Below are 12,736 nucleotides of genomic sequence, written 5' to 3' on the forward strand. Positions count from 1 at the left end.
GGCCGATGAATTAAATGGCGAGCGCAATCCTTTTAAAATCTTCCACTTTCTGGCAAAAATGAGCTGAGGTTTTCTAAGCCTGTACCTCGGCGTGCCCGAAACATGGTCAACTGAGGCATTTTTTGAGGAAGTATCCGCTACAACTATGACATGGTCCGACCGCCTCGCTGCATCCCGCGCCTTATGGGGATGCTTGTAATTGTGTGTTGAAATCGCCTGGTCGGCCTGGGCATGGGCAGCTAATGCTACGGCAACTACCATAGCAAACGAATATTTTATGAATGACATTTTCTAAAACTTTAACCGCAAACAACCCGCTCTTCCAACAAGTCAAGAATGTGACCCGCGCTTTTTTCATTCGCATCCACATCCAAGTGCGTCGAAATCCTGAAGACATTCTTTTTGAAGATGTCATTAGACAGGATTTTGTGGACACTTTCGCGTATCTGATCTGGGGTAGGTGTTTCCGTTTCCAGATTAATCCCACAGCCGAAGTGGCCGATACGTGAGCAAACTTCATTTTTACCCTCATGCACGCCCGCCGCTACCATTGGCAACTGATTATGTATGCTGAGCAAGGTGCCTCCATAGCCACCATTGGTAACATAAACGTCTGCTCTGGGCATCACATCGTCAAACGGAATGAAATCTTCGATGATCAGGTTTTCGAAAGGAAAACGCGCGCGCAATTCCGCTGTCCCATTACCGCCTGTTGTGGCAATTACCAGCGTCTCAGAATTTTTGAAAGCTTCCAGCGTGGGTACAAGTATCTTGTTGATATCGTGCTCAACAGTGCCCTGGGTAACCAGCACAATCCTGCCATATTGTAAAAGTTTCTGATCAAACCAGGGCTGCCGGGATTTACTTTCCGAGTACGGCAGCAATGCGCCGACAAAACGGACATTTTCGCCCAGGTCGCTGCGGTCATACTCAAATGCTTTTGCGCCAATTTGCAGAAACAAGTCGGATTGACGGATCAATGTATCGAATAAAATTGCTTTTTCGTGCGGTACCTGGTACCGGTCCAGAATGGCCGAAAAAGAGTCAATGGCAGTTTTGAAAACAACGTTGGCCAAAGCATCTTTCATACCAAAATACATCGCACGTTGCTCCTCCGTCGCGGCAGGCGGCAATCCTGTTCCATAAGGCGCCAGATCAACAGATTCTTCCGCCAGAGGAATTACGCCAACGGCAACAACGGGGATGCTCATCAGCTTGCTAACTAACGGAATCGCGGAAAAGCAGCTGTCAGCAATGAACACATCGAATGGGAACGATTCGTGTATTTCGAGAATATCCTCATAATACTCAGGTGCCCGGTTTCCGAAAATGTGGATCAAGTCAAAGCTCAGTTTTTCGGCGGGATCTGTTAATTTTTGTCGCTCCGGCAGGATCTCGTTTACATTCACACCGTTGACATCCCATGCTTTTTTGAAGCCATAATGTGGTATCGACAATTTTTCAAGCTTGCATTTGAAAACATCAGAAGCATACCACCTGACATCGCACCCTAATTCCTGTAAATATTTAGCAAGCCCGGTAAGGGGATTAAAATGACCGTCTCCGGGAACGGTACCAAAGAGTATTCTTTTACCTGTTAATTCATTTTTGTATTTCGTCATGATCTCTGATGATAATTGACGCGGTGCGTCGTTTGTCTTGATTTTTGTTGCAAAACTATGTTTACAGCAGACGGGCGCATATCACCACTTTTACTTAAAAAGACCCCTATTCGGGTGATGAATGGCGTTTCCAACCCATCACCCAGGAATTTAGTGATAGACATCACCACATTCGGCGTATCAGTGGTCGGCATCACCAGAATACTTTTGCTACCTCATCATTCAACATTTAAAATGAAAACTTTGAAAGATAAGGTGGCGGTTGTGACCGGGGGAAACCGGGGAATCGGATACAGCACCGCTCAAATTTTGGCCGAGGCAGGTGCGAAAGTGGTTATTACCGGTCGTGACAAAGAATCCGTTAACAATGCTTCCGCAGAGTTGGGGGTCAAAGGCTTTATCGCCGACCAAAGAAAACTTGAAACGCTCGATGAGCTTGCAAAAAGCCTGGAAGATCAGGTTGGCAAAATAGATGTGCTTTTTCTTAACGCTGGGTTAGGGACTTTTCAACCCGTGAGCTCAACGCCCGAGGACGTGTATGATCTGATCATGGACACAAATCTGAAAGGGACATTTTTTACCGTTCAAAAATTGATACCCTTGTTAAATGATGGCGCTTCGGTCATTTTCAATGCGTCCGTGACACCAATATTGGGCATTCCCGGTTCAAGTGTTTACGCGGCAAGCAACGCAGCCATTGTTTCCCTTGCCCGGATTTTATCTAAAGAGCTTTCCGATCGAAAAATAAGAGTAAACACTGTTTCTCCCGGCACGATCAGGGCAGGCGTACACACACCATCAGAAGAAGAACAAAAAAAGAACCTAATGCCCTCTGAAAAGCGCAGCGCTTTTGAAAACGCATTAGAAAGAAGGATGCTGTTAAAGCGGTATGGCACAGCCTGTGAAGTTGGTAATGCAGTCAAATTCCTCGCATCCGACGAATCTAGCTTCGTAAATGGTTCTGTTCTGACCGTTGACGGCGGAGTTACTGTCGATTCGCTCAATTACTAAAAAGTACAGCCACCAGATAATAGTCAATCTGGTGGCTTATTCATAGATTAGTCCGACAATTATTTAGTAAAAGTTCCATCATAAGGCTGATCGTACGCTCCCTTTTCGTCAATTACCAAACACATTCTTAGATATTAATATAGTAAAAGCATTGATTGACATTCGTTGGAAATGCTTTTCGAATGTTTTCTAACTGCATCCACAGTTCCGAAAATTCTTGTTGCAAGTAAACAGTGCTGCGACTTATCCCGACGCAAAATTCCTCTTCACAGGCCGTGGGCGCTAATATCTCCTTTTGACTGAATTCTGGGTATCTATTTAATGTTCTCACAGAATTAAATGCAGAAACGGATGCTCGGTCTCAGTAAGCGACAACTACATACCAAAATGATCTTTTAAATGCCTTTGAAAGCAGTACTAACACAAAACAATTACCAGGTCCGATTAAACCGAACCTGGCATAATGTGTGTATTTATTTGAATTAAACATGGCCTATTTCGCAATCACTATATTTTGTGATTCATTGAAGCCTGTCTTGTAGTAAACCTTAATCGAGTAGATACCATTGATTAGTTTTTGTACATTAATAGAATTGCCATCTTCTGATTGCGTTTCCAATACTCCTAATCGGTTGTAGATTTCGATTTTGGATACGTCATTTTGTTCTTCCGATTTTACAGTTATTCTTTCAGAAGCTGGATTCGGATAGACGATCAGCTCGGATTTGTTTTTAAAAGTGAGATTTACAATGCGACTATATGCAAATGTTTCATCGCTATCGATCATTTTTAGGCGGTACAGGTTCTGACCGTTTAAAGGTTCGGAATCAGTGAATGAATAACTAGATAGCACTGAACTTTGCTTTGCCGCTGCTACAGTGCCTATTTTTTCCCAATCCCCCCCTTGAATACTTCTTTCAATTTCAAAACGATCACTATTGATCTCGGCAGTGGTTTTCCATTCCAACTCGCTCACATTTTCTCGCTTTTTCGCATTGAATGATACTAATGTAACTGGAAGTGCGCCTTCTGCATAGGTGTAAACAACACAGGCGCCTGCGCTTACATAAGTTTCTATGGAAGTTCTCAGGTTACCGCTTCCTGTTATGGCAACAGAGCTCTGAGCAAGTGTGGGGATGGTAAATACATCATTACCGGAGCCGACAAAATTCGTTGTGATTATTGTTGCATTGCTGGTATTTCGCGCAGGGTAAGCATTGGCAAACGAATACTTGTTAAAAACCGAGGCCCCCGATGTCCCACCGTAATCTTGGACACCATCAAAGTCCGCAAGACTGCCATCGATGGTCACATCACTGTTCATAGCCAATGAAGCAGGGTTTATAGGCATTGTCATGGTGACTTTTCCAGCCGCTGTAATACTGTATCCGCTGGCTGTAGCGGTATTTTCTACCCCAATGACTGGATGATATACTGCTTCTGCTGCGAATATTTTTACGTTTAGCGGAATCGGGGTCACTGTGGACTTTGGAAGAATCAAATTTTGACTCCATTCAGTAGTAACCGATTCTTTTTGAGTACAATAAGTAATCGTATTTTCTTTGGCTACAAGCCCCAGCCCATAATCTGAAATTGTCTGATTGTCAACAATCGTAAATGGTGCAGTAAAATTATCTGCGTCGGCGGCACTATTGATAGCATTATCGGTGCCTGCCCGTTGAGATGTTAAAGTGAAGCCATCGGCTGGATATACATATTCGATGACGTAGTTTCCAGCATTGGCTTTAACACTAAATTCTCCGTTCTGATTGCTCAAAGCAGTTGATACGACCTCCTGTGTGTCAGCTGTCAAAAGCTTTACCAAAATCCCGGCCACCCTTGGTTCTGATTCTGCTCTTAATCCGTCGGCTGGTTTACCATCTTTCCAAACTACTCCGGAAATGGTACTAGTTAAAGCCGGTGTTTGGGCGTATGAAAAACTACTCGTAATTAATAATATACCAATGGCTACTTTGTCTGTAAAATTTTTGATTCTCATAACATAATGATTGTAAAAACACTCAATTCTCCCTTAATTGTATTTGGCCTATTCTTGATGAGGAAGAGGATGCAAATATATCTCTTATAGCATTTATCATACGGAGACTAAGTTGTCAAAAACGTACTGTAATCTTGTCTAAATCTATCGCTTTGTAAAGTACAAAAATGCCATTCTTGTTTTGTGCAATAAAATATTTAATCAATCATATGACTTGCATCTAACTGGAAGATTAATACGGTTTATTCATCGACCATCTATTTTATCTAATATGTATATCGTGTAGTCTTACCTAAAATGTTAGCTTTCCTGAAATTGTAGCCTTATCAAAAATGTAAGCTTTCCCGAGATTTCGGTCACCTATTTTGTTAGGAATTACAAGCAATTGAGATACAAGCGTTTTCAAGATTCAAATTGTCCCAGCGGGACAACTGATAGCGCTTCCGAGAGCGCTTATTTCATTCATATCAGTCGCTGTTGTGATTTCTTAAAAATATTTACGTGTAATTTCGATTCAATTCAGATCAAAATATCTGGTAACCTTTTCGGTAACCTGCCTTATGTGAACTAGTCTGGTTAGCGTTTCACAAAGGGAACCCAATACTGTTTCAGAGCGGTATAGATCAACATTTCTTTCTGGCCTTCATCGCGCACCATATGATGGGCAACCCTACATTTAACTTAATCGCGCGGTTGGCCATGCTCCCCCGGGTCATTGTCACTTATATTTGTTACGGTCGGCTCAGGTAGCATAGCATGATCACGGCTTGATTCTCAACCACAGCAATTAATTATCTGGAAACTATGACAAATCAAGAGGCCATAGAACTAATCGATGGCGGAGCCAATGGCGAGCATGCGCAGTACTGGTTAGATTTGGGTTGTGGGACGGGGACTTTCACCGAAGCCTTGGCGACGATGCTGCCAGCGTACAGCAAGATTATCGGCGTGGACAAAAACACCCAACAGCTTCCGCCACAAATGGGCAACCAGGTTTCGATCAAATTCATCGAGGCCGATTTTGGAACAGAGGCGTTGGAGATGGCGGGATTAGACGGGATCCTGATGGCGAACTCCCTTCATTTCATCAGGGATAAAGAATCGTTAATCCGGCGCCTGGAAAACCTTTTTAGTAAAGGTAGAAGGTTTTTGATTGTCGAGTACGACACAACAGCATCCAATCGCTGGGTGCCATATCCCATTGACTTCAAGGGTCTAAAAAGCCTTTTCGACCGTATCGGGACTTACACCATATCAAAACTTGGGGAGCGCAGGTCGTTGTATGGTTCCGCGATGCTCTATGGTGCGCTGATTACCTCCCCGGCCCAGTCAATAAGCCCATCTCAAACCACGTCCCGCAAATAGATCAAGGCGTCACGGTCTAAGTCCGTTGCCGAGCGTCCTGTGGATTGGAGACTATGAAAGCCTAGTTTGCTGTGGAGAATATTTGAATTCAAGCCAATCAAGTCATTTCATTCGGTCACCAATTCAGTCACCTATTCGATAGGTACGAATAACTTAACTGACAATCAACTGCTTTCGTCGATATTTTGCGATCCCGGCGGGATAACTGAGAGCGAATCAAAAGGCGCTTTTTGATTCGAAAAAATCGATATTGTAAGTTTTTAAATGATAAGTATGTCATTATGGCTCAATCCAGGTCAAAACATCTGGTAATCTTTTCGGTAAATTGCTTAGGGCTTTTCCGGGATAAACCGCCCCCTTTGTAAATGAACCGTACTTGACGTAAATCCCCCGTGAGCGTCTGGTCCAGTACCCACTGCAAAACCAAACGTTATAGCCGGTCCGGTCCTCGCCGGAGAGCGTAATGCCATATTTGATAGCCAGGCAGGAATTGAACGTCGTATAGCTGTTAAGGTTGCCGAAAAGAGTTTGCTAATTTCTTTAATAAAGCAAATCGCGCAATAGTAATGAGATTTCACATTCGTTTGTTGGCAATATTGGCGCTAGATTTTGTCATTGAATGCCCGCGGCGGACGTTATACAGGTTTTTCGGCGATGCTCCGGCTGTTTAAAAGGAAATCTATTGGAAAATACTATATTACAACCAGGTATGTGGCCGTCTATGTTGGCCGCATTTGTGAAGTTTGGCCGCGCTCGAGCGATCCCGGTTGATCCGTTTCGATCAGCAGTTGGAACGTTTTGATACTCAGGAGAACTGTTAAAAGAAGAACGGGAAAATTCGCAATGTGTCCAAGCCCGTCACAAGGTGTGGGAGCCTTACGCCGCTTCTGGGAACATATATGAATCCTTCACTGACTTGAACGGCAAATGTCCCACTTGTAAAGTAAAATAAGGACGAGACATATCTTTTAAATAGGCATGTTTGTCACTACAAAGCCATAGTTTTTTTACTAAAATATCTTGTCTACCATAGTGAAATTCTCAGGTCGCTTTCAGCTTATTTTGTCCCTTTTATTTTGCACACTGCATAGAAATAGTTTCGCCCAGGTATTTCGGCATTTTTCTGATAAAGAGGGCGCTCCGATAACCAGTGTATTGGCTATTGAACAAGATAAAGAAGGATTTATGTGGTTTGGCACAGAAAGGGAGCTTTACCGGTATGATTCTAAGACTTTTAAGAAATACAAACACAATCCTAAAGACCCTCGTTCGATCGCGTCCGATTACGTACACAAAATATATCAGGATTCGAAAGGAAATTTGTGGATGGCAGCCGGGAATAATGGACTATGCCTGTACAACCGTGAAAGCGATTCTTTTACCACATTCCGGCACGATCGGAATGACTCCGGTTCACTAACAGACAACAATGTAAAGGGACTGGTCGAAGACAACAAAAACAATTTGTGGGTAGCGACCGCTTTGGGACTCAACAGGATCATTTTTGAGGGCGCTTCTGTCAAAATAGCGCGTCAGGCAACTAATATCCCGTACCATATCGAATGTATTGTTGCTGGCCAGAATGGAGAGTTGTGGCTTGGAACAACGAATGGCCTGTTCAAGTTTAAAGCTGGTAAAACCAGCCCAGTCGGGCAAAAGATCTTAACCAGCGGAACTGCTTCATATTCTATATACAGCATGCACCTGGACAAGAAAGGTAACCTTTGGCTGGGCACGAGCCACGGTTTGGTAAAATACAATACAGCAACCGAATCGTATTATCCAGTAGCAAGTGTGAAGCGGAATAGCTTGCTGCCGGCGATATATGGGATTGCAGAAGATCACAACAATAAATTATGGTTGGCCAGTGAGTCGGGTCTTGCTTTTTTTGACCAGGAAACCTCTCGTGTAAAATGGCACCTGAGGGATAAGACTAATCCCAATGCCCTTGTTGATGACGCGTTAATGAGTATACACATTGATCAACAACGAGGGCTTTGGGTCGGCGCGTACTATCAGGGAATCAGCTATATGAACACCAACCTCCCTGATTTTTCGCTTTGGCCGGCCTCATACGAGGACAAATTATCCGATTTCTACCTGGCAGCAAAGATTGGCAAAACCCCGAAAGGAAAGCTTTGGGCTATTTCTGTTAATTATGACCGGATTTGGATATCCGGTCCAGGCAACACCGAAGGTGTGTCTACAAGGGTAAAACTTCCTGCTGGCGAAAAGTATTACGCTTTCTTTTTGGATGATTCGGGTACCTTATGGTGTGGTGGAAACAACTGTTTGTTTATTAAATATGACTTAAAAACCGGAAAAGTGCTAAGATATTCCCCTAACCAGGTTTATCAAGGAACGCCTCTTCCGGATACTAAAATTTTGATGTTATATCCAGACAAGAAAGGCAGGATATGGATAAGTGGTTGGCTCGGTCTGATATGTTTTAATCCCCACACGGGTCGGTTCCAGCGTATTGAAGGCACCAAGAGTATCCATTCGATTCTGGAAGATTCCAAAGGCAATCTGTGGTTTTCCGGCGAGTTTAATATTTACTTATTGGAATCCAATTCTTCCAAGATCAGCGTTGTAAAAGTCAGCGCACTTGCAGAGACCGGGAACCAATTGTATGCCGGTCGGATCGCAGAAGATGATTCCGGGAGGATCTGGGCTACCAGCAATAATGGGCTGCTTCTTTATGACAATAAAAACCGCACATTTTTGCCTCATACCAATGATTCCCCGGAATTGCTAAATTATGTCCAGGGTTTACAAATCGATTCCAGAGGCAATTTATGGCTTTGCAATGAAAATAAGCTGATCTGCTATCATCCCGAAAAAAAAAGTGTTAAAGTATACGATTACCGGGATGGGCTTCCTTATGGAGGGTTTCTATTGGATAATGCGTCATTGAAAGACAATCAAGGCAACTTGTATTTCCCCACAAGCGAAGGAACTTTCAGGTTTAACCCTGACAAGATCACTGACGACACGACTGCGGCGCCACTTACTTTAACATCACTGAAATTGTTCAATAAGGAGGTAAGGCCTGGTGATCGGACCGCCCTTTTAGACCATGCTGTTGAAATGACCAAGGAGATTATTTTCCGGCATGATCAGAACATTTTTACGCTCGACTTTGCTTTACTGAACAATGCCCGGTCGGAGAGGAATCAATACGCCTATTTTCTTGAAAATTTTGAACATCAGTGGAACTACGTTCAATCACCCAGCGCGACCTATACGAACCTCCCACCAGGTACCTACATGTTTCTTGCCAAAGCAGCTAATGGGGACGGTTTCTGGAACCCAAAACCACTTCGATTAAAAATTACCATTTTGCCCCCTTGGTGGAAGACCTGGTACGCCTACCTGTGTTATATGTTGCTGATCGCGACGGGAGTATACGCTATAACGAGATATTTCTGGCTCCGGAGCTCATTGAGAAGGGAGACCGCCCTAAACCAGATTAAACTTGATTTTTTCACCAATGTATCCCACGAGATCAGAACGCACCTTTCGCTGATCTCTGCGCCATTAGAAAAGGCATTCCAGCATGCGAAGGAAGGCAAGAGTAATGAGAGTTTCCTGAACTATGCCAAAAGTAATTCTGATCGGTTGCTGCTGCTCGTGAATGAGCTGCTCGATTTTCGCAAAATCCAGAGCGGCAATCTCCGTCTATTGGTTGGGGAGCATGATATAGTCAAGGTCATCAAAAGCGTGACCGCCGCATTTGAGCACATTTCGAAAGAAAAGGATATTCAAACTCTGCTATTTTACCCCGACAGGCCTGTGCTGCTCTGGTTTGATATCGCCCAAATGCAGAAAGTGTTTTACAACCTGCTCAGCAATGCCTACAAGTTCACGCCTGAGGGCGGCAAAGTCCAGGTGCGTATAGCTGAGACTTACGGCGAGGTGCTTATTTCGGTTGAAGACAATGGCAAGGGGATTTCGCCTGACCACCTTCGAAAGCTGTTTACTTATTACTATCAGGTGGGGGCCGACAAACCAGGTTATGGAATAGGCCTGGCGCTGTCCAAGAGTATTGTTCAGCAGCATTATGGCTACCTGACGGCAGAAAGCCGGCTCGCGTCAGCGTCCGAACCCGGAGGGACCACACTTAACATACGCATGCTACGCGGGAACAGTCATTTTCCCCCGGATCAGATCGCCATGCAAGCGCGCGATTATGTCGCCGGCATGCTGGCGGAACCGGTTGCCACGGCTATCAACGCGGGTGCTGCACATTCAGGTCAAAAAAACACCATCTTGATTATTGAGGACAACGACCAGCTGCGCGTGTTTATCAGGGAATTGTTTGAGGAAACCTACAATATATTGGAAGCCGGAAACGGTCTGCGGGGCGTTGAACTTGCCCAGGAAAAAATTCCTGACATCATTCTTTCCGACGTGATGATGCCCGAAATAAGCGGGCTGGAAGTTTGCAATCGGCTGAAAAAAAGCGATACTACTTCTCATATCCCGGTGGTGCTGCTCACCGCAAGAACGCAGAGCGAGCAAGTCATCGAAGGCCTTACGGCTGGTGCAGACGACTACCTTGTCAAACCGTTTGACCCACGGATTCTCGAGATCAAGATCAACAATTTACTCCGTGTTCGGGAGCAGATGAAAGCCCGCTATCGTCATTCGCTGTTCGTGGAAGAAGCAGGGCACAATATAGCCCAGGATCTGAATGAAGCATTCATTAACAAATTGAGGGCGCTGGTGATAGAAAACATTTCCGATGCTGGGTTCGGCGTCCATCAACTTGCCTTTCATGCCGGGATGAGCGTATCTGTACTCTACCGGAAAATGCGGTCGCTGACAGGAATGACAGTCAACGAATTTGTAAAAACCATTCGCTTAAACAAAGCAAAAACGCTGCTGGAGTCGGGAGCATATCAGGTGAGCGAAGTGGCGACGATCATCGGCTTCGAGGATGTCAAATATTTCAGCAAGGAGTTTACCAAAGTGTTTGGCAGAAAGCCCAATGAGATAAAAAAACAAATGTACGGCTAGGTTGCTGCGGACGGTACCCACCGAGGCGATTTGTCTAAACGGAGAAATAAATTCAGATCCCTACGAACCTGGATTATAGGGGCCACGTGGTACTGCATGAGCAGTTTGGATGATTTTGTAGATGACCTTGACCAGTTTCTGTATTGCTCAGGCGGAGGGTACCAAGTTGAAAAACTAGCCCTCTATGAGTAAGTGATCATTGTACTGAGTTTCGCATTCGGCAGTCATTCTCGTCCGGCCATTTATTATTCCTAACGACTTTCCACGATGCAACGACAATTTCATAAGAGCGTTCACACCTATAAGAGCCGCTTGTCCGAATACCCTGAGTGAATTGATGTTGAAATATGTTCTAATCATGTAAGAGCGCAATTAGGTCATTAGACTTCTCGACAACCCAGGCATTCTCTTGAACTAGATTCATTGTAAGCCTTTTTTGAGAATCTGAATTTAGCTTTATCGGCCCCGATGCGGAAATCGCGCGCGCCGGTGCTCAGGTTGGCGTTGTAGAACTCACTTCCAGAAAAGTCTGCACGTGTACCGTTCACGGAAACCGTCACGGCCGCGTACGATGTATTCGTACCGGCCCCGTTCTGCCAACCCGAACCAGCGCCAAAGGACATACCAGCCGAGAATTGAGTCGCGCTTAACCTCTCATAACCAGGCCCCCCTGTATAAAAGCGCAGCTTATTGTTGCCGCCCTGAATGTGTAGTCCCGGGTAATCCATTGATGCATGAAATCCCGCGAAGCCGCTCTGTTTCAATATATTGACGCGACCGGCAGCATAAATAGTTCCATTCGCGCGGTCGATCAGGTTAACGCCCGTTCCCGCAGTGATTTGCAAAAAGTCGTTGCTACCGTCGAAAGTAACGGTAGGGTTACAATTGGCCAGCGAGGAACTGTTGGAGAAAACCGGCCTTGCACTGGCAGTGCTTTGCAGAAGGTTTCGACCAGAACCCTGCGCCTCGTTCCATTGCCGGACAGTGGCGTTGTCCGATGCGGCAGTAGAGCCTGCATCTGAAAATACGGAGCTTGGCGCATCCGCCCGGTACCAAACCGCCGGGGCAACACCTCCGGGCGTCTGCGCACGTGCGCCGAAGCACGCAAGCATTGCAAGTGCGACGGCGACAACTTGTACATTTCGTTTCATAAGATAGTTTTCATTTGTTCATAAATGATTTACACTGATCTCCTTTATCCATATTCAACACTTTAAGAATTAATAAATTAATTTCAAATCTGTTACGCACTTAACCGTGAACCCATTTGTTCAATTACTCTTTGCTTAAGCACGACCTAGGTAGCCGGATGAAGCAATTCGCCCGGCATGAGTACTACCTTTGTCATAATTCAATTATGAAATATTACCGCACAGATCCGGAGTGCGGTTCATCAGATTACAGAATCTAAATGATATAGTGTGGCATAGCGTGATAAGACTTCCTAGGTTGTATTCCGAACAATAATCTTAATCGTAGAGGTCCGCTTGACAATTCATACGACAAATTTTCGAACTTAATTCGACTAAGACAGGGGACAATCTTGGCGAATTTGTATCATTTTTTTTTGTCATTATGCTGGCGGCGAAACATTTCCCGCCCTACCCGCTGTTTTTGGAAAAACTATTTAACAAAAAAATAACAATTTTGGATGCCTCGTTGAAATATCTGCGGCACCGCGGAAGACAAATAAACACACTAATTTAAAGCCACGTGT

6 protein-coding genes are annotated in these 12,736 nt (G+C 44.7%); 3 read left to right on the forward strand and 3 right to left on the reverse strand.

What is annotated here, in order from left to right; genetic code table 11:
* Positions 1–299: 299 nt before the first annotated feature.
* Entirely contained in the window at positions 300–1,622 is a 1,323-nt protein-coding gene (locus DFER_RS09555; RefSeq protein ID WP_015811417.1) for a glycosyltransferase, read from the reverse strand.
* Between the two features lie 57 nt (positions 1,623–1,679).
* Here DFER_RS09555 and DFER_RS09560 point away from each other — a divergent pair, with 57 nt between their 5' ends.
* The gene (locus tag DFER_RS09560) at positions 1,680–2,633 is read left to right on the forward strand and encodes an SDR family oxidoreductase (protein WP_229206220.1); all 954 of its coding nucleotides are present in this window, start codon (positions 1,680–1,682) and stop codon (positions 2,631–2,633) included.
* A gap of 493 nt (positions 2,634–3,126) precedes the next feature.
* Here the strand turns inward: DFER_RS09560 and DFER_RS29170 are convergent, their stop codons facing one another.
* Positions 3,127–4,632 carry a choice-of-anchor E domain-containing protein gene (locus tag DFER_RS29170; RefSeq protein ID WP_015811419.1) on the reverse strand — a complete coding sequence of 502 codons (1,506 nt, stop codon included), beginning with the start codon at positions 4,630–4,632 and terminating at the stop codon, positions 3,127–3,129.
* An 804-nt stretch (positions 4,633–5,436) separates the two neighbouring features.
* On the opposite strand from DFER_RS29170, the gene DFER_RS09570 reads away from it, so the two are divergent.
* Both DFER_RS09570 and DFER_RS09575 read left to right on the forward strand, forming a co-directional pair.
* The gene (locus tag DFER_RS09570; RefSeq protein WP_015811420.1) at positions 5,437–5,997 is read left to right on the forward strand and encodes a class I SAM-dependent methyltransferase; all 561 of its coding nucleotides are present in this window, start codon (positions 5,437–5,439) and stop codon (positions 5,995–5,997) included.
* A gap of 1,020 nt (positions 5,998–7,017) precedes the next feature.
* Positions 7,018–11,019, forward strand: coding sequence for a hybrid sensor histidine kinase/response regulator transcription factor (locus tag DFER_RS09575; RefSeq protein ID WP_229206221.1), 4,002 nt, complete (start codon positions 7,018–7,020; stop codon positions 11,017–11,019).
* Positions 11,020–11,399: 380 nt separating this feature from the next.
* Here DFER_RS09575 and DFER_RS09580 read toward each other — a convergent pair whose 3' ends face one another.
* Entirely contained in the window at positions 11,400–12,170 is a 771-nt protein-coding gene (locus tag DFER_RS09580; RefSeq protein WP_041734903.1) for a hypothetical protein, read from the reverse strand.
* Between the last annotated feature and the right edge of the window lie 566 nt (positions 12,171–12,736).

Origin of the sequence: Dyadobacter fermentans DSM 18053, from assembly GCF_000023125.1 — a bacterium.
GTDB classification, from domain to species: domain Bacteria; phylum Bacteroidota; class Bacteroidia; order Cytophagales; family Spirosomataceae; genus Dyadobacter; species Dyadobacter fermentans.